The organism is Kiloniellales bacterium (assembly GCA_030064845.1).
GTDB lineage: Bacteria > Pseudomonadota > Alphaproteobacteria > Kiloniellales > JAKSDN01 > JASJEC01.
The window spans coordinates 1-18,307 of record JASJEC010000078.1; the positions used below are offsets into that span (position 1 = coordinate 1).

At 69.0% G+C, this 18,307-nt stretch carries 17 protein-coding genes; 11 read left to right on the forward strand and 6 right to left on the reverse strand.

What is annotated here, in order from left to right; all coding sequences use genetic code 11:
* Window positions 1-258: kinase/pyrophosphorylase (locus tag QNJ67_19840; protein ID MDJ0611236.1), on the reverse strand; the 258-nt coding region annotated here is incomplete at its 3' end.
* 392 nt (window positions 259-650) lie between these two features.
* On the opposite strand from QNJ67_19840, the gene hemE reads away from it, so the two are divergent.
* The 5 genes from hemE (at window position 651) to QNJ67_19865 (ending at window position 6,266) form a co-directional block, all read left to right on the forward strand.
* On the forward strand, window positions 651-1,733 hold the full coding sequence (gene hemE, locus QNJ67_19845) for a uroporphyrinogen decarboxylase (protein ID MDJ0611237.1): 1,083 nt from the start codon (window positions 651-653) through the stop codon (window positions 1,731-1,733).
* A gap of 26 nt (window positions 1,734-1,759) precedes the next feature.
* Window positions 1,760-2,815 (forward strand): ferrochelatase, encoded by a 1,056-nt coding sequence (gene hemH / locus QNJ67_19850; protein ID MDJ0611238.1) that lies wholly within the window; start codon window positions 1,760-1,762, stop codon window positions 2,813-2,815.
* Window positions 2,812-3,255 carry a protoporphyrinogen oxidase HemJ gene (gene hemJ / locus QNJ67_19855; GenBank protein ID MDJ0611239.1) on the forward strand — a complete coding sequence of 148 codons (444 nt, stop codon included), beginning with the start codon at window positions 2,812-2,814 and terminating at the stop codon, window positions 3,253-3,255. The genes hemH and hemJ overlap by 4 nt, the downstream gene beginning before the upstream one ends.
* A gap of 257 nt (window positions 3,256-3,512) precedes the next feature.
* Complete coding sequence (gene rho, locus QNJ67_19860; GenBank protein MDJ0611240.1) at window positions 3,513-4,775, forward strand: transcription termination factor Rho; 1,263 nt, start codon at window positions 3,513-3,515, stop codon at window positions 4,773-4,775.
* A gap of 192 nt (window positions 4,776-4,967) precedes the next feature.
* Complete coding sequence (locus QNJ67_19865; GenBank protein MDJ0611241.1) at window positions 4,968-6,266, forward strand: thioredoxin family protein; 1,299 nt, start codon at window positions 4,968-4,970, stop codon at window positions 6,264-6,266.
* On the opposite strand, the gene QNJ67_19870 is transcribed toward QNJ67_19865, so the two are convergent.
* The 4 genes from QNJ67_19870 to QNJ67_19885 form a co-directional block, all read right to left on the reverse strand.
* Window positions 6,263-7,240, reverse strand: coding sequence for a DMT family transporter (locus QNJ67_19870; protein MDJ0611242.1), 978 nt, complete (start codon window positions 7,238-7,240; stop codon window positions 6,263-6,265). The genes QNJ67_19865 and QNJ67_19870 overlap by 4 nt on opposite strands.
* 23 nt (window positions 7,241-7,263) lie before the next feature.
* The gene (locus QNJ67_19875) at window positions 7,264-8,241 is read right to left on the reverse strand and encodes a quinone oxidoreductase (protein MDJ0611243.1); all 978 of its coding nucleotides are present in this window, start codon (window positions 8,239-8,241) and stop codon (window positions 7,264-7,266) included.
* Window positions 8,238-8,930, reverse strand: a complete 693-nt coding sequence (locus QNJ67_19880; GenBank protein MDJ0611244.1) for a dienelactone hydrolase family protein — start codon at window positions 8,928-8,930, stop codon at window positions 8,238-8,240. The genes QNJ67_19875 and QNJ67_19880 overlap by 4 nt, the downstream gene beginning before the upstream one ends.
* Before the next feature lie 62 nt (window positions 8,931-8,992).
* Window positions 8,993-11,026 carry a thioredoxin domain-containing protein gene (locus QNJ67_19885; GenBank protein MDJ0611245.1) on the reverse strand — a complete coding sequence of 678 codons (2,034 nt, stop codon included), beginning with the start codon at window positions 11,024-11,026 and terminating at the stop codon, window positions 8,993-8,995.
* A gap of 147 nt (window positions 11,027-11,173) precedes the next feature.
* Between QNJ67_19885 and QNJ67_19890 the strand changes: the two genes are divergently transcribed.
* The 6 genes from QNJ67_19890 (at window position 11,174) to QNJ67_19915 (ending at window position 17,238) form a co-directional block, all read left to right on the forward strand.
* Entirely contained in the window at window positions 11,174-11,539 is a 366-nt protein-coding gene (locus QNJ67_19890; GenBank protein MDJ0611246.1) for a (2Fe-2S) ferredoxin domain-containing protein, read from the forward strand.
* Between the two features lie 22 nt (window positions 11,540-11,561).
* Complete coding sequence (mnmE, locus tag QNJ67_19895; GenBank protein ID MDJ0611247.1) at window positions 11,562-12,908, forward strand: tRNA uridine-5-carboxymethylaminomethyl(34) synthesis GTPase MnmE; 1,347 nt, start codon at window positions 11,562-11,564, stop codon at window positions 12,906-12,908.
* Between the two features lie 67 nt (window positions 12,909-12,975).
* Window positions 12,976-14,853 carry a tRNA uridine-5-carboxymethylaminomethyl(34) synthesis enzyme MnmG gene (mnmG, locus tag QNJ67_19900; protein ID MDJ0611248.1) on the forward strand — a complete coding sequence of 626 codons (1,878 nt, stop codon included), beginning with the start codon at window positions 12,976-12,978 and terminating at the stop codon, window positions 14,851-14,853.
* Window positions 14,850-15,515: a 16S rRNA (guanine(527)-N(7))-methyltransferase RsmG gene (rsmG, locus tag QNJ67_19905; protein ID MDJ0611249.1), complete on the forward strand. Its 666-nt coding sequence runs from the start codon at window positions 14,850-14,852 to the stop codon at window positions 15,513-15,515. Before mnmG ends, rsmG begins: the two co-directional genes overlap by 4 nt.
* Window positions 15,496-16,335, forward strand: a complete 840-nt coding sequence (locus QNJ67_19910) for a ParA family protein (GenBank protein MDJ0611250.1) — start codon at window positions 15,496-15,498, stop codon at window positions 16,333-16,335. Before rsmG ends, QNJ67_19910 begins: the two co-directional genes overlap by 20 nt.
* Before the next feature lie 18 nt (window positions 16,336-16,353).
* Window positions 16,354-17,238, forward strand: a complete 885-nt coding sequence (locus QNJ67_19915; GenBank protein MDJ0611251.1) for a ParB/RepB/Spo0J family partition protein — start codon at window positions 16,354-16,356, stop codon at window positions 17,236-17,238.
* 24 nt (window positions 17,239-17,262) lie between these two features.
* Here QNJ67_19915 and holA read toward each other — a convergent pair whose 3' ends face one another.
* Window positions 17,263-18,294, reverse strand: coding sequence for a DNA polymerase III subunit delta (gene holA / locus QNJ67_19920; GenBank protein MDJ0611252.1), 1,032 nt, complete (start codon window positions 18,292-18,294; stop codon window positions 17,263-17,265).
* Window positions 18,295-18,307 lie beyond the last annotated feature (13 nt).

Here is an 18,307-nt window from a genome sequence, read left to right on the forward strand (position 1 = left end):
CACGCAGACCACGCCGAGCTCCCGGCAGCCGTCGATCAGCCTTTTGCGCAGGTCGTCGTTGACGATGGTGCAGAGCACGACACCGGGCTCGCGCTCGATCCCGCGCAGCACCTTCTCCATTTGCCCCTTGGTCCGGATCAGGGACCAGACATGCTCGTGCGGCTCGACGCCGGCGAACTGCACCAGGCAGGCGCGGGCCACCGAGCTGACGGTTTCACCCGTGGCGTCGGACACCAGGTGCATGTGATAGACGGTCATGTCCGGCGCCGCCTTGTGGGCCGGCGGGCAATTCCGGGGATAAGCGGGCGCGGCGGCAAAATCACGAAACTTCGATCCTTCCAAGCCTCTTTTGCGTACTCAGAGCTATCAGGTGGCCCGACGGCGGAGGGGAGATCTGGATAGATCGAGTAGCGCTTCATGAACTTCGCGTTTCGTCCCCGTTATCCTTTGGTTTCCGAATCGCTGCAAGGTCTTGGCACTTTAGACCCCGACATCGGGTGTGCTATGAGCAACCCACAGGGGACGGCCGGAGATCCCGGTCGTGGTCGGGAACGCGTGAATCATCTGGATGCCGAAAGCGCTCCCGCGATTCACAGGGCCAACAATCACAATCAAAGATTCTAGAATCTCATATTAGGAAGGGAAGAAGGGTGAACGGAAAGGGGGCGCTGTCCGGGGCAAAGCGGGCGGGCGGAAAAACCGAGGCCAAGCGCCTGCTGCGCGCGCTCGGCGGGGAAGTCTGCTCTCCGCCGCCAATCTGGCTCATGCGGCAGGCCGGGCGCTATCTCCCCGAGTATCGGGAGCTGCGCAGCCAGGCCAAGAACTTCATGGAATTCTGCCTGACGCCCGACTTGGCGGTCGAGGCCACGCTCCAGCCGATCCGGCGCTACGGCTTCGACGCGGCGATCCTGTTCTCGGACATCATGGTGATCCCGCACGCCGTCGGCCAGCGGGTCTGGTTCGAGGAGGGCGCCGGGCCGCGGGTCGATCCCGTCGCCACGGTGGCAGAGCTCGAGCGTCTTTCGCTTGCGGGCCTGCACGAAGCCCTGGCACCGGTCTACCAGACCGTGACCCGGCTGCGGCGAGAGCTGCCCGAGGAAACCGCCCTGATCGGCTTTGCCGGCGCGCCCTGGACGGTCGCCAGCTACATGGTCGAGGGCGGGAGCTCGAAGGACTACACCAAGATAAAGACCTGGGCCTACGGCGACCCGGAAGGCTTCCAGCAGCTGATCGACCTGCTGGTCGATGCCACCTCCCGCTACCTGATCGCCCAGGTCGAGGCCGGCGCCGAGGCCCTGCAGGTGTTCGATTCCTGGGCCGGCGCCTTGCCGGACGGGGCGATCCAGCGCTGGTCGCTAGCCCCGATCAAGGAGATCGTGCGGCGGGTCAAGGAGAGCCATCCGACGGTGCCGATCATCGCCTTCCCCCGGGGCGCCGGGCTCTACTATCGCGACTTCGCCCAGGAGGCGGGGGCCGAATGCCTGTCGATCGACAGTACCGTACCGCTCGATTGGGCGCGTGAGGTCCTGCAGCCCCGGGTGACGCTTCAGGGCAACCTCGACCCGGCGCTCGTGGTCGCCGGCGGCGCCGCGCTGCACGACGGCGTGGCGCGCATTCTCGATCGGCTGGGGGACGGACCGCTGGTCTTCAATCTCGGTGGCGGCATCGTGCCCGCGGCTCGGCCCGAGCATGTCGAGGCCTTGGTGGCGCAGGTGCGCAGGCACCGGGCCTAGCCGGGCGCCGGCACTCGAGGGACGTCATGAGCCGGATCGCCGTGGTGCTGTTCAATCTGGGGGGACCGGACAAGCCCGAGTCCGTCCAGCCGTTCCTGTTCAATCTGTTCAACGACCCGGCGATCATCTCTGTGCCGCAGCCGTTCCGCTGGTTGCTGGCCAAGCTGATCTCGTCCCGACGGGCACCGATCGCCCGCGAGATCTACGAGCACCTCGGCGGCGGCTCGCCGCTCCTGCCCAACACCGAGGCCCAGGCGACGGCGCTGGAGCGGGCGTTAGGGCGCGAGCACGAAGCGAAGGTCTTCATCGCCATGCGCTACTGGCATCCGCTGACCGAGGAGACGGTGCGCGCCGTGACCGACTTCGCGCCGGACCGCATCGTCCTCCTGCCGCTCTACCCGCAATACTCGACCACTACCAGCGGCTCGTCGCTCGGCGCCTGGTCCAAGGCGGCGCGGAAGGCGGGTCTCGGCGCGCCGGCGACGGCGGTCTGCTGCTATCCGGTCGAGCAGGGCTTCGTCGACCGGGTGTGCGACCTGGTGCGGCCGGCGCTGGCCGAGGCCGCGAAGGGGGGAAAGCCGCGGCTGCTGTTCTCGGCGCACGGCCTGCCCAAGAAGGTCGTGGACGGCGGCGATCCCTATCAGTGGCAGGTCGAGCAGAGCGCGGCGGCGGTGGCCCGGGCGATCGGCCAGGAGGACCTCGACTGGGTGGTCTGCTACCAGAGCCGGGTCGGGCCGCTGGAATGGATCGGTCCGGCGACCGAGGACGAGATCAAGCGCGCCGGTGCTGACGGCGTGCCGGTCGTCCTGGTGCCTATCGCCTTCGTCTCCGAGCATTCCGAAACCCTGGTCGAGCTGGACATCGAATACCGGGAGCTGGCCGAGGAGTCGGGCGTAGAGACCTACGTGCGCGTGCCGACCGTGGACGCGGGCGAGGGCTTCATCGCGGGCCTCGCGGGGCTGGTCGGGGAGGCGCTGCGCGGGCCCGAGGGCGGGCTCTGCACCGCCGGCGGCGGTCCCGCCTGTCCGAAGGAGTGGAGCCGCTGCCCGCGGCGGCAAGCGGCGGCCGGAGGCGAGCGGTGAGCGGCTTCCTCGGCGAGGGCTACCTCTGGGTCAAGGCGCTCCACGTGATCGCGGTGATCGCCTGGATGGCGGCCATGCTCTATCTGCCCCGCCTCTTCGTCTATCACTGCGGGGCCGAAGCCGGATCGGTTCAGTCGGAGACCTTCAAGGTCATGGAGCGCCGCCTGCTGCGCGCGATTATGAACCCGGCCATGATCGCGTCCTGGCTCCTCGGCCTTGTGCTGGCGGTGCACATCGACGCCTGGGGCGAGGCCTGGTTTCAGGCCAAGGTGGCGCTGCTGGTCGGTATGCAGGTCGCTCACATCTTCTTCGCGCGCTGGCGCCGACAGTTCGAGGCCGACGAGAACCGCCACGACGCTCGGTTCTTCCGGATCATGAACGAGGTTCCAACGCTCTTCCTCTTGGGCATCGTCGTCTTGGCAGTGGTCAAGCCGATCTAAACGACATTCAGTCGAAACATATCCGTCATGCTCTATTGCCTGGATTGCTAACGGAAAATTTAGTTTATTGCGCTTGCCTCTTGCCGTGACATCCCCCACATAAGGATCAGCGGCTTAAGTACCGCGTTCCGAGTTTCCTTCCAAAGTCCTGGCGCAAATCCGACGATTAGAGTTCGGCTCCCGCTACGGGCGACACGGCTTCCACAGCAGAAAATCGCCAGCCGGCCGCGGTCGGTTCACCCACCACAGGCAATTCGATGAACCTTCAAGAGCTGAAAACCAAGAGCCCGGCGGACCTGCTCGCCTACGCGGAGGACCTCGAGATCGAGAACGCGAGCACCCTGCGCAAGCAGGACATGATGTTCGCGATCCTGAAGCAGCTGGCCGACAACGACATTGCGATCTACGGCGGCGGCGTGCTGGAGGTCCTACAGGACGGCTTCGGTTTTCTCCGCTCGCCGGAAGCCAACTATCTGCCGGGCCCCGACGACATCTACGTGAGCCCGAGCCAGGTGCGCCGTTTCGGCCTGAGGACCGGCGACACCGTCGAAGGGCAGATCCGCTCGCCCAAGGACGGCGAGCGCTACTTCGCGCTGCTGAAGGTCAACGAGATCAACTTCGACCCGCCGGAGAAGGCGCGGCACCGGATCAATTTCGACAACCTGACGCCGCTCTATCCCGACGAGAAGATCAAGCTGGAGATCGAGGATCCGACGATCAAGGATCTGACGCCGCGGGTGATCGACCTGACGGCGCCGCTCGGCAAGGGCCAGCGCGCGCTGATCGTGGCGCCGCCGCGAACCGGCAAGACCATGATCCTGCAGAACCTGGCGAAGTCCGTGGCGACCAACCACCCCGAGGTCTACCTCATCGTGCTGCTGATCGACGAGCGGCCCGAGGAGGTGACCGACATGGACCGCTCGGTGCAGGGCGAGGTGGTGAGCTCGACCTTCGACGAGCCGGCGACCCGCCACGTCCAGGTGACCGAGATGGTTCTCGAGAAGGCCAAGCGCCTCGTCGAGCACAAGAAGGACGTCGTGATCCTGCTCGACTCCATCACCCGTCTGGCACGGGCCTACAACACCGTCGTGCCCAGCTCGGGCAAGGTGCTGACCGGCGGCGTCGACGCCAACGCCCTGCAGCGGCCGAAGCGTTTCTTCGGCGCGGCGCGGAACATCGAGGAAGGCGGCAGCCTGACGATCCTCGCGACCGCCCTGATCGATACCGGCAGCCGCATGGACGAAGTGATCTTCGAAGAGTTCAAGGGCACCGGCAACTCGGAGATCGTGCTCGACCGCAAGCTGGCCGACAAGCGGGTCTGGCCGGCCATGGACATCGGCAAGTCCGGCACCCGCAAGGAGGAGCTCCTGGTCGACAAGGGCACCCTCTCCAAGATGTGGGTGCTGCGCCGGATCCTCATGCCCATGGGCGTGACCGACTCCGTCGAGTTCCTGATCGACCGGCTCAAGGGCACGAAGAACAACGAAGACTTCTTCGAGTCGATGAACAAGCCGAGCTAGCGCCGGCCAAGTCTCCCTCTCGGTTTTTCTGTGGCGTTGATCTGGCGCAACGCGGTCCCGGCGGCTCTTGCCTAGGCTGGGCGCCGACGTCAGATCGGGTCGTCAGATCGAGTCCGGGCCATGACTGAAAGCGAGCGCGCATCCAAACGGCAGGGCCGCGCCCGTGTCCCGGCCGGGGCCTGACGATTTCCGATGATCGGCTCGCGGCTTAGGGTCGTCACCCTCATCCTGCTGACCGCTGTCCTCGGGTTCGCAACATTCGATGCCCGGGCCCAGGCGCCGCAGGCCAAGGATACCTTCTGGTACAAGGCCGAGACGTCCGAAGACGTCCGGGTGAAGCTCCACTTCTTCTGGTCGGAGACCTGTCCGCACTGCGCCCGCGCGCTCAGCTTCTTGGAGCCGCTGGGCCGGGAGCGCCCCTGGCTCCTGATCCAATCCTACGAGGTTACGGAGTCGCCGGAGAACCGCGCTCTCTTCGCGACCTTGGCGGCCGAGCTAGGCGAGGAGATCCGGGGCGTGCCCACGTTCTTCCTCTGCGGCCGAATGGTCGTCGGCTTCGACAACGCCGAGGGCAGCGGCGCTGCGCTGGGCGCAATGGCGGACGCCTGCCGGGCCTTCCTGCAAGAGGAGCTCGCGGTTCCGCCGGTAGCGGAGGAAACGGCGCCGCCGGTGGTCGATCTGCCGCTGTTGGGGCGGGTCGACGCCGGGCAGATGTCGCTGCCGGTCTTGACCGTGATCCTCGGCGGCCTCGACGCCTTCAACCCCTGCGCCTTCTTCGTTCTGCTGTTCCTCCTGAGCCTGCTGGTGCACGCGCGCAGCCGGGCGCGGATGGTCCTGGTCGGCGGCATCTTCGTTCTTTTCTCCGGCCTGCTCTACTTCGTCTTCATGGCCGCCTGGCTGAACCTCTTCCTTGTGCTGGAGGGCGTTCGCGCCGTGACCCTGGTCGCGGGCGCGGTCGCCGTCGCGCTGGCGCTGGTCAACATCAAGGACTTCTTCTGGTTCCGGCGGGGGCCGAGCCTGACGATCCCGGAACACGCGAAGCCCGGCCTGTTCGATCGGATGCGCGGCCTGATCTCGGCCGACAACCTGCCGGCGCTGCTGGTTGGGACCGTGACGCTGGCGATCGCAGCCAACACCTACGAGCTGCTGTGCACCAGCGGGCTGCCGATGGTCTACACGCGGGCGCTGACGCTGAGCGAGCTCTCGACGTCGGGCTACTACCTCTATCTCGCGCTCTACAACGTGATCTACATCCTGCCGCTATTGGCGATCCTTTGCGTCTTCACGTTCTCGCTCGGCGGCCGGAAGCTGAGCGAGTTCCAGGGCCGAATGCTCAAGCTCCTGTCCGGTGTGATGATGCTGGGACTGGGCCTGGTGCTGCTCGCGGCCCCGGACCTGCTCGACAACTGGCTGACCGCGGTCGGACTGCTGGCCGTAGCCCTCGCGGCGACCGCGGGCGCCTACGCCCTGGAAAGGCTGCGCGCCGTCTAGCGGTTGCGCGGCATGGGGCGGCGGAGCGCGATCCTCTTGCCGAGGGCCGATTCACGGTAGAAGACGAAGAGCCCAGCGCCGCAGATCAGCGCGATGCCGAGCCAGGCAACCCGGTCGGGCCAGTCGCCCCAGACCACGACGCTCCAGAAAACGGCGAGCGGCAGGGCGGCGTACTCGAAGGGAGCGGCCAGCGCGGCCTCGGACAGTCGGTAGCCTTGGCTCATGAGGTAGCCGCCCAGGGAGCTGAGCAGGCCGAGCCCCAGCATGATGGCGGCGTCGGACGCCGGAGGCCAGACCCAGGCGCGCAGCAGGAAGTCGATCTGCGGCCCGGCATCGGGGCCGGCGAAGCGGCCGTCGCCGGCGACAAGCCCGAAGCCGCCGCTGACGATCACGAAGCAGACCTGGATATAGACCGCCATGGTCGAGGCGCGCTCGGTGTTGCCCAGTTTGCGGGTCAGGATCTGCACCAGGGCGTAGCAGAGGGCGGCGGCCAGCGGCAGTAGCGCCGCGGTCCGGAAGGCCTCGGTGCCGGGGCGCAGCATGACCAGCACGCCGGCGAAGCCGACCAGGACGGCGAGGCTTCGGCGCGGGCCGATTCGCTCTGCCAGCATGACCGCCGAGAGCGCCGTGATCAGGAGCGGGGCGACGAAGAAGATCGCCGTCGCTTCGCCGAGGGGCAGCGAGGCGAGGCCGAGGAAGAACGCCATGTTGGCCAGCACAACGGCGCCGCCGCGCAGCAGGTGCAGGCGCCAGCGCGACGAGAGCAGGTTCCGGTAGCCGCCCTCCAGGGGCACCAGGATCGCCAGGGTAAGCAGAACGGCGATCACCGAGCGTGCCAGGATGATCTGGTGCAGCGGGTAGTCGCCGCTCAGCCACTTGATCGCCATGTCGTTGGTCGTGAAGGCGAAGCCCGCCCCGACCACGCAGGCGACGCCGAGCAGGGAGGACCGCCCGGCCTCGGCGCTCGGCGGCATGTCGGCGGGCCTGGGCGCGGTCGTTACGGCAGCAGAACGGTCGAGCCCGTGGTCTTGCGGCCCTCCAGGTCGCGGTGGGCCTGGGCCGTCTCCTTCAGGGGATAGGTCTGCTTGACCTCGATCTTGACGCTGCCGTCCGTTACGACCCCGAAAAGAGCCTGGGCGCTGGCCACGAGGTCCTCGCGCTTCGCGGTGTAGGTCATCAGGGTCGGTCGGGTGATGAACAGCGAGCCGAGCGCCGCCAGCCGCCCGAGGTCGAAGGGCGGGACTGGGCCCGAGGCGTTGCCGAAGGTGACCATCATGCCGAGCGGCGCCAGAGACTCGAGGGAGCCCTCGAAGGTGTCCTTGCCGACCGAGTCGTAGACCACGGGGACGCCGGCGCCGCCGGTGATCTCCTTGACCCGTTCGGCGAAGTTTTCGCTCCGATAGTTGATCGTATGGGTGCAGCCGTGGGCCTTGGCGAGCGCCGCCTTCTCCTCGGAGCCGACCGTGCCGATCACGGTGACGCCGAGCGCCTTGAGCCACTGGCAGGCGATCAGGCCGACCCCGCCGGCGGCGGCGTGGAACAGCACCGTGTCTCCCGCCTTCACCCGGTAGGTGCGGCGGATCAGGTACTCGACGGTCATGCCCTGCAGCATCATGCCGGCGGCCTGCCGGTCGGAGATGCCATCGGGCAGCTTGACCACGCGGTGGGCCGGCAGGACCCGCGCCTCGGCGTAGGCGCCGGGCGGCGCGGCGGCATAGGCGACCCGGTCGCCGGGCTGGAGCTCGGTCACCCCCTCGCCCACGGCTTCGACCCGGCCGGCCGCCTCCATGCCGATGACCGCCGGCATCTGCGGCAGGGGGTAGAGCCCGCTGCGGTGGTAGACGTCGATGTAGTTGAGGCCGACCGCCGTCTGTTCCAGCCGGACCTCGCCGGGACCGGGCTTGCCGACGTCGACCTCGTCCCAGGAGAGCGCGTCCGCGCCGCCGGGCTGGTGGATGCGGATCGCGTGGGTCATGAGAGGTTCGCCTTGAAGAAGTCGAGGGTCCGGCCGTTGGCCAGATCCGCCGAGGCCTTGTTGTAGTGCTCGCCCCCCTCGCGCGCGAAGGCGTGGTCCTGGCCCTGGTAGACGTGGAGCGTCACCTGGGCGTGGCCCTCGAGACCGGCCTTGATCTTGGCCTGGGCCTCGGCCGGCACGAACTGGTCCTTCTCGGCGACGTGGAGCATCGCCGGCTTGGCGATGCTGCCCGCTTCCCCGAGCAGCTCGTCCAGGCCGACGCCGTAGTAGCTGATGTTGCAGTCGGCGTCGGAGCGGGTCGCCATCAGGTAGGCGATCTTGCCGCCGAGGCAGTATCCGACCGTGCCGACTTTGCCCGAGCAGGCCTCGTGGGCGCGCAGCGCGCCGAGCGTCGCCTTCATGTCCTCGATGCCTTTGTCGACGTCGAACAGGCCGAACAGTTCGAAGGCCCGCTTCCACTCGGCCTCGGTCTTGTCGGTGATCTGAATGCCCGGCTCGATGCGCCAGAACAGGTCCGGGCAGCAGGCCAGGTAGCCCTGGCCAGCCAGCCAGTCGCAGACGCCGCGCATGACCTGGTTGACGCCGAAGATCTCCTGGGCGACGACGACGCCGGCCGCCGGCGTGCCGGACGGCATGGCGAGATAGGCGCCGAACTCGCCGTCGGCGCCCTTGATCGTGATGTCGGGCATCTTTCCCCTCCCTGTTGCTTCCCGGGCGGACTCTATCGCGCGGGTCGGGCCCTTGTCATCCGCTAGGCCGCGAGGGCGCGCGCCAGCTCTTCCGGGTCGGTGATCGGCAGCGAGCAGGTCGTGCCGCGGCACAGGTAGACCGTCGCCTTGTCCTCGACGCGGGCCTTGCCGCGGGCCGGGTGACCGGTCTGCAGGGTGCCGGTGTCGTCGATCACCTGGAGCACGAGGTTGGGCAGGCAGGTCCCGGTCACCGGGGCGAGCAGCGCCCGGACGGCGGGCGAGTCGCGGTCGCCGAGGACGACCACCTGGAGCGCGTTCTCCAGAAGCTCGACCCCGTTCAGCAGGGTCGCGAGAGGAAAGATGTTGCGCTGCAGCTCGCCGGCGAAGGCGCCGATCAGCGCTTCCGCGCGGTCGCGGTGCCGGTGCTCGCCGGTGAGGTGGTAGAGCCGGGCGAGGACCCCCGCCAGGGTGCCGTTGCCGGCCGGGGTGGCATTGTCGTGGACCGTCTTGGTGCGCACGATCAGCCGCTCCGTGTCCGCCGCGGTCAGGAAGTAGCCGCCCGAGTCGCTGTCCCAGTAGTGGGCGTCCAGGATGTCGAGCCAGGCCACGGCTTGATCGATATAGGACAATAGTCCTGTAACCTCGTGCAGCGCCAGGGCGGCTTCGCAGAGATTGGCGTAGTCGTCCAGGGTCGCCGGGTGGTTCAGCTTGCCCCGGCGCCAGGCGTGGCGCAGCCGCCCGTCCACCGTCATGGTCTCGGTCACGAAGCGGAAGGCGGACTGGGCGGCGGCGAGCCAGCCCGGTTCGCCGAACACCGCGGCGGCGCGTGCCAGGGCGGCGATCATCAGCCCGTTCCAGTCGGCTAGGACCTTGTCGTCCCAGCCCGGCCAGGGCCGCTCGGCGCGGGCCTCGAAGAGGACGTTGCGCGAACGCGACAGGGCGGCCTCCTGTCCCTCGTCGAAGAGGGAATCCTGACCGAGCCGGTTCAGGATCGTGTGGCCCTCCCAGTTGCCGCCCGGCGTGACGTCGTAGGCCGCCTTGAAGGTCTCGGCGTCGGGCCCGAGCAGGCGGTCGATCTCCTCGGCCTGCCAGACGTAGAACTTGCCCTCCTCGCCCTCGCTGTCGGCGTCGTACGACGAGGCGAAGGCGCCGCTCGGCGCGTCGCCCTCCGTCTTCGCGATCATCTCGCGCAGCGCCCAGCCGACGGTTTCGCGCACGCGAGTCTCGTAGAGCGGGTCGCCGGTCTCCTGCCAGGCCCAGGTCAGCAGCTCGATCAGCTGGGCGTTGTCGTAGAGCATCTTCTCGAAGTGCGGCACGAGCCAGCGGTTGTCCACGGCGTAGCGCGCGTAGCCGCCGCCCAGGTGATCGTAGATGCCGCCCTGGGACATCCGGATGAGAGTCGTCTCGACCGCCTTGCGGTAGGGCTCGGCATCGCTGCGCTTCCAGGCGCGCCAGATCAGCTTGAGGATCGAAGGCTGGGGAAATTTCGGCGCGTGGCCCAGACCGCCGTGGAAGGGGTCGAACTCCCGCACCAGACGCTCGGCGACCTGATCGTTGACCGCCGCGCCGAAGACCTGGCCGGGGAGATTCTGCGACAGCTCGGCGAGCTTCGCCTGGATCTGGTCCGCGTTCTGGGCCACGGCGTCCTGCTTTTCGCGGTAGGCCGCGGCGATCTGGCGGAGCACCTGCTCGAACGCCGGCCGCCCGAAGCGCGGCGCCGGCGGGAAGTAGGTGCCGCCCCAGAAGGGCGCGCCGTCGGCGGTCAGGAACATGGTCAGGGGCCAGCCGCCCTGCTCGCCCAGGAGGGCGAGCGCCGACTGGTAGATGGTGTCCAGGTCGGGGCGCTCCTCGCGGTCGACCTTGATGTTGACGAAGAGCTCGTTCATGACCGCCGCCGTGTCCTCGTCCTCGAAGGACTCGTGGGCCATGACGTGGCACCAGTGGCAGGCGGCGTAGCCGACCGAGAGCAGGACCGGCCGGCCGCTGTCGCGGGCGGCGGCGAAGGCCGCCTCGCCCCAGGGATACCAATGGACGGGATTGTCCTTGTGCTGTAGGAGGTAGGGACTGGTTTCCCCGGCGAGGCGGTTCTCGGACATCGGCCCTCTGGCTTCCCTTGTTCGCGGCACAGGCGCCGGTCTGGCGGGGCGCGCCCCGCAACTATGGATTTGCCGGCAGCGCCGCTCAACCTCAAAGCTTCTGGGGCTTCTCGGGCGGCGACGGGCGTGAGGCGACGAGAGGTGACGGTGGCGGACGGAGAGACTTCCATCGAGGGCGGCGACCCCGCCCTCTTCTACCGGCGGCACGTCTTCTGCTGCACCAACGAGCGGCCGGCGGGCCACCCACGGGGATGCTGCAAGGAGAAGAAGGCGATCGCCCTGCGCAATCACATGAAGGCGAAGGCCAAGGAACTGGGCCTGACCGACGTGCGCATCAACGCGGCCGGCTGCCTGGACCGCTGCGAGCTGGGGCCGACCATGGTGATCTACCCCGAGGGCGTCTGGTACAGCTACCGGACCATCGCGGACGTCGAAGAGATCCTGCGCGAGCACGTCGTGGCCGGCCGCCGCGTGGAACGTCTGATGCTCCGGCCCGAGGACGAGGCGCCGTAAGGGAGACCCGCGCCCCGACGGCATGATCGAAACGCCCCGACCGACCATCTTCGCCCTCTCCACGCCGCCGGGACGCGCCGGCGTCGCGGTCCTGCGGATCTCCGGACCGGGCACCGCGGCGGCTCTCGCGCGGATCCTGGACGGCCCCATGCCGAGCCCGCGCAGGGCGACGTTGGCGACCTTGCGGCGGCCGGACGGCGACGCCATCGACCGGGGGCTTGCGCTCTGGTTCCCCGGCCCGGGCAGTTATACCGGCGAGGACATGGCGGAGCTGCTCGTCCACGGCGGCCGGGCGGTGGTCGCGGCCGCGCTGGACTGCCTGGCCGGAATCGAGGGCTTGCGGCTGGCCGATCCGGGTGAGTTCACCCGGCGGGCCTTCGACAACGATAAGCTCGACCTGAGCGCGGCCGAGGGGCTGGCCGACCTGATCGATGCCGAGACCGAGGCCCAGCGGCGCCAGGCGCTGCGCCAGGCTCTGGGCGCGTTGGCGGAGACGACCGAGGCCTGGCGCCAGCGGGCGGTGACGGCCCTGGCCCACGCCGAGGCGTCGATCGACTTTCCGGACGAGGACCTGCCGGACTCCCTGCCGGCGGAAGTGCGCGACGAGATCGCCGAACTGGCTGCCGAGATCGGGGCGTCCCTGGCGCAGCGCGGCGGCGAGCGGCTGCGGGCGGGCTATCAGGTCGTGCTGCTGGGTCCGCCCAATAGTGGCAAGTCGAGCCTGCTGAATGCGTTGGCCCGGCGCGACGCGGCGATCGTATCGGAGACCGCGGGAACGACCCGCGACGTCATCGAGGTGCACCTTGATCTCGGCGGCTTTCCCGTCACTCTGATCGACACGGCGGGCGTGCGCGAGGCCGGTGCCGGGCCGCAGGAGGCGATCGAGCGGGAGGGTATCCGCCGGGCCTTGAACCGGGCCGAAGCAGCGGATCTCCAGATCGCGGTGTTCGATGCCGCCGGGGCGCCCGACCCAGCGGTGCTCACGGTCCTGTCGCCGGGGGCGCTGGTGGTGTTCAACAAGGCGGATTTGGTCGAGGAGAGGGCGCCAGTTCGGCCGGCCGGCTACGAGACCCTGTGGCTCTCGGCCCTGACCGGGGAGAACCTGGACGCGCTCGTCGGGGCGATCGAGCGGCGGGCGCGAGACGGCCTCGAGGGCGGCGGCGAGGCCGCCTTGGTGACCCGTGCGCGGCATCGCGAGGCGCTCGAGAGCTGCGCCGCGGCCTTGCGGCGCGCGGCGGTGCTCAGCGAACCGGAGCTGATGGCGGAGGAGCTGCGCGGCGCCGTCCAGGCGCTCGGCCGGATCACCGGGCGGGTCGACGTCGAGGACGTGCTGGACCTGGTGTTCCGGGATTTCTGCATCGGAAAGTAACCATGTTTCACGTGAAACAGGGCCCGGGTTTTTGACTCTGGTTCCGGCAGGACCTATCTCTTCCGCCATGAGCGACTTCGACGTGATCGTGGTGGGGGGAGGACACGCGGGCTGCGAGGCGGCGGCCGCCGCGGCGCGCCTCGGCGCCCGGACTCTGTTGGCGACCCACAAGGTCGAGACCATCGGCGTCATGTCGTGCAACCCGGCGATCGGCGGCCTCGGCAAGGGACATCTGGTCCGGGAGATCGATGCCCTGGACGGGATCATGGGCCGCGCGATCGATCGCTCCGGCATTCAGTTCCGCGTGCTCAACCGGCGCAAGGGACCCGCGGTGCGCGGGCCGCGCGCCCAGGCGGACCGCGCGCTCTACCGCGCGGCGGTGCAGGACCTGCTGCAGGAGCAGGTGAACCTGACGGTCCGGCCGTCGGCGGTGGAGGATATCGTGACCGACGCCGAGGGCCGCTGCACGGGCATCCGCGACGCCGCGGGCGAGACGCTCTCGGCCCGCGCCGTCGTAGTGACGACCGGAACCTTCCTGCGCGGGGTGATCCACATCGGCGAGGAGACCCGGCCCGCTGGCCGGGTCGGCGAGGCGCCGGCGGTTGGTCTGGCGCGGACCCTCGAATCCCACGGCTTCCCGCTCGGCCGGCTGAAGACCGGCACGCCGCCGCGTCTCGACGGCCGGACCATCGACCATGCCGGGCTCGAGCGGCAGCCGGGGGACGACCCGCCGGAGCCCTTCTCGACGTTGACCGAGGCGATCACGGCGCCACAGGTCGACTGCCATATCACCTATACGAACCCAAGGGTCCATGAGCTGATTCGCGCCAACCTGCATCGTGCGCCGATCTACTCGGGCCAGATCGAGAGCAGCGGCCCGCGCTACTGTCCCTCGATCGAGGACAAGGTGGTGCGCTTCGCCGAGCGCGAGCGGCACCAGATCTTTCTCGAGCCCGAGGGCTTGGACGACCCGACGGTGTACCCCAACGGCATCTCGACCTCCCTGCCCTTCGCGGTCCAGGCGGCGATGCTGCGGGAGATCCCGGGCCTTGAGCGGGCGGTCATGCTGCAGCCGGGCTATGCGATCGAGTACGACTACGTCGATCCGCGTTCGCTCGACGGCGGCCTGCAGACCCGCCGGATCCCCGGGCTGTTCCTGGCCGGGCAGATCAACGGCACCACCGGCTACGAGGAAGCGGCGGCCCAGGGCCTGCTCGCCGGCCTCAACGCGGCCCTGCTGGCCGGCGGCGGCCGGCCCGACTTCCGCCTCGACCGGGCCGAGGCCTACATCGGGGTGATGATCGACGACCTGGTGGGGCGCGGCGTCACCGAGCCTTACCGCATGTTCACCAGCCGGGCCGAGTACCGTCTGCGGCTGCGCGCCGACAACGCGGACCAGCGCCTGACCGAGCGCGGCCTCGCGCTCGGCTGCGTGGCGGGTCCTCGGGAGCGCGCCTTCCGCTCCAAGATGGCCGCGCTCAAGCAGGGCCGCGACCTGGTCCGCCGTCTCACGGCGACGCCCGACGCGCTGGCCCACGCCGGGATCAAGGTCCGCAGGGACGGCAAGCGCCGCAGCGCCTTCGACCTCTTGCGCTATGCCGAGATCGCGCCCGAGGCCCTGCTCCGGGTCTGGCCCGAGCTGAGTGGCCTGGCGCCGGCTGTCCTTTCGCAGATCGAGACCGACGCCCACTACGCCGGCTACCTGGAACGGCAGGAGGCCGACATCTTGGCCTATCGGCGCGACGAGGCGCTGGCCCTCTCGGAGACCCTGGATCTGGCGGCGGTCGGCGGCTTGTCGAACGAGGTACGGCAGATCCTGGCCGAGGCACGGCCCGAGACGCTGGGCGCGGCCGCCCGCCTGCCCGGCGTGACGCCGGCCGCCTTGGTCGCGCTGCTGCGGCACGTGAAGCGAGGTCCGGATCCATCCCGGGAAGACGCGGCATAGTTAAGGTCTCGGGCGCCGAGGCGTTCCGGCGTGAGACCGGTGTTTCACGTGAAACGGCTGAGCGCCTCGGTCGCTTCGCCGCGCTGCTGGAGACGTGGAACCGCCGGATCAACCTGGTCAGCCGGGCTTCCCTCGACGAGCTCTGGCAGCGCCATCTGCTCGACTCGGCGCAGCTCTTCCCGCTGCTGCCGCCGCCTGATGCCTCCGGCCGGCGCGTCCTGGTCGACTTCGGCAGCGGCGCCGGCTTCCCCGGCCTGGTTCTCGCCATCATGGGTGCCGGCGAGGTCCACTTGATCGAGGCCGACCAGCGCAAGGCCGCCTTCCTGCGCGAGGCGGCGCGCGTGACCGGCACCGAGGCCACCGTGATCGCCGAGCGGCTCGAGCAGCTGACCCCCTTCCCGGTCGATGTGGTCACCGCCAGGGCCTTCGCGCCGCTTGCGGAGCTGCTCACCCACGCGCGGCGATTTCCGTCCCGCCGCCCAGGACGGCCGCTCTGCTGCCTCTTTCCCAAGGGCGCCGACGTCGATCAAGAATTGACCGCGCTCTGCAAACAAGAGAAACTGGAGGTGGTGCATCATGACAGTTGCACAAACCCTCACAGTAAAATCCTTCGCATCACGCTCGACGTCGAGGACGCAGATGATGAGGCCATACCTCGTTGAAGGGACGCCCCCGCCGCGCCGCGCCGCGCGGGTGCTGGCCATCGCCAACCAGAAGGGCGGTGTCGGCAAGACCACGACCGCGATCAACCTGGCGACGGCCCTGGCCGCTTGCGACAAGCGGGTCCTGGTGGTCGACCTCGATCCCCAGGGCAACGCGACAACCGGGCTCGGCCTGCTGCGCTCGAATCGGGCGCGCAGCATTTACCAAGTATTAACCGAGGGCTGCGCAATAGACTTCGTGGAAGTGGAAACCATGGTCCGCGGCATGACCCTGGTCCCGTCTTCCATCGAGCTGATCGGCGCCGAGGTCGAGCTGGTATCGGCGCGCGACCGGGAATTCAAGCTGCGCAACGCGCTGAAGGGCGCGGCGGACCGCTTCGACTTCGTGCTGATCGATTGCCCGCCCGCGCTCGGCCTCCTCACTCTGAACGCCCTGGTCGCCGCCCACGCCGTCCTGGTGCCCCTGCAGACGGAGTTCTATGCCCTGGAGGGACTGTCCCACTTGTTGAGCACGGTCGAGCGGGTGAAGCGCGGGTTCAATCCGGCCCTGGAGATTCAAGGGATCGTCCTGACCATGGTCGACCGGCGCAACAACCTCTCCGAAATGGTCGCGCGCGACGTCCGGGCCCACCTCGGCTCCAAGGTCTATGAAACCGTGATTCCAAGAAACGTCCGGGTCTCCGAGGCGCCGTCCCACGGCAAGCCGGTGCTGCTCTACGATATGCACTGCGCCGGTTCGCAGGCTTACATCCATCTGGCCGGAGAGATCCTGAAGAACGAGCAGGCTGGCGGTACCCTTGATCCCTTTCTTGTTTCCTAACCCAGACGAGACGTAGTGGTGGCCAGCGAACAAAGAACCAACCTCGGACGCGGTCTTGCCGCCCTGTTCGGCGAAGAGGACCAGGACTACGCCGACCTCGACAGGGTGCGCGCCTCGAAGCAGGTCCCGGTCGGGAACATCCATCCCAATCCGAAACAGCCCCGCCGGCACTTCGATACCGAGGCGATCCAGGAGCTGGCCAACTCGATCCGTGAGAACGGGATCCTGCAGCCGATCGTCGTCCGGCGCCACCCGGAGCGGCCGAGCGATTTCGAGATCGTCGCCGGCGAGCGGCGCTGGCGTGCGGCGCAGCTTGCGCAGCTGCACGACGTGCCGGTCATCATCCGCGAGCTCAGCGACCAGCAGTGCCTGGAAATCGCCCTGGTCGAGAACGTCCAGCGACAGGACCTCAACCCCCTGGAGGAAGCCGCGGCCTACGAGCGGCTGATCCAGGAGTTCGAATACAGCCAGGAAGCCCTGGCCGTGGCGGTCGGCAAGAGCCGCAGCCACGTCGCCAACACGCTACGCCTGCTGTCCCTGCCGGCAGGCGTCAAGACCCTGGTCGCCGACGGCCGGATCAGTGCCGGACACGCCCGAGCCCTCCTCACGTCGACGGACCCCGAGGCGGCCGCGAAGAAGGTGCTCGCCGAGGGCATGAGCGTGCGCCAGGCCGAAGACATGGCGCGCGAGGACAGCGGTCGGCGGAAGCGCCCCAAGCAGAAGAAATCGCCGCCCAAGGATCCCGATACAGCCGCGCTCGAACGGGACCTGACGGCCCTGCTCGGCATGAAGGTCACGGTGGATTTCCAGGGCGAGGGCGGCCGCCTCTCGATCTTCTATCGCTCGGTCGAGCAGCTCGACGATCTCCTCAAGCGATTCGAGGCGCCGGCCACAACAGCGTGACCCACTGGCGTTAAGATTATTTTCCTAGTTTCGTGCCCGGGGCGCCTTGGCCGCTAGCTCTAGCAGCGTCCGCCGGGCCAGCAGCTCGGCCGGCGCGCCGCTGGTCTTGCAGCGCCGCTCGGTCTCGACCAGCTGCTCCAGCGCCCGCGCCAAGCGCGCCGGCGTCCACCGCCGGCACTGATCCAGAAAGCGGGCCTTCTGCTTCCAGAAGACCGGCGGGCGCAGGCGGGCCAAGGCCTGATCGCCGGGCGTGCCGGCGGCGATCGCGCCGCTCGCCAGATGCAGCCGCTGGAGGTGGCGGGCAACGCTGCGCAGCATGGCGACCCCGTTCAGGCCTTCGTCCTGGCCGCGCTGCACGCTCCGCTCCACGAGGGCCCGGTCGCCCTCGCCGACGGCGAAGGCCAGGTCCTCCAAGGTCAGAAAGGCGCTATCGCCGACCGACGCGACGGCCTCGTCCAACGTGATCTCGCCGCCGTTGGGTCCCTTGAACAGGCCCAGCTTCTCAATCTCGCGTCGGGTCAACTGGCGGTCGGCGCCGAGGGAGGCGCCGAGGTAGGCCATCGCCTCGCTCGAGGCGCTCAGACCCTGCTCGGCCAAGAGCGAGCCCAGAAGGCCCGCGAGGCTGCCGGGATCGTCGCGGTAGCACGGCAGGGCGGCCCCTGCCGGTGACGCCTCAATGACCTTCCTCAGAGCCGAGCGGCCTGGCAGGTCGCCGGCCTGCAGCACGACGAGCGAATCGCCGGGCGGCGCCGCCAGGAACTCCTTCATGATCGGCGCGAGCTCGTCGCCGGCCGGGCGTATCCGCAGGACACGGCGGCCGCCGGTCAGCGCCTGGGCGGCCGCCTCGTCGTAGAGCCGGGCCGGTTCCTGCGCGACCGCGGGCCCGCTCAGCTCACCGATGCGGAAGGGATCGCTCAGGTCCTCGACCACGCTCCGGGCCAGGGTCTCGGCGCGTTCCCGCACGAGGCCCTCGTCGGGACCGTAGACCAGGACGACCCGCGCCGCCGGATCGGGCCTGCGCGCGAAGGCGTCGGCCTTGGCGGGCGTCACTTTCACCGGCCGCTCCCCG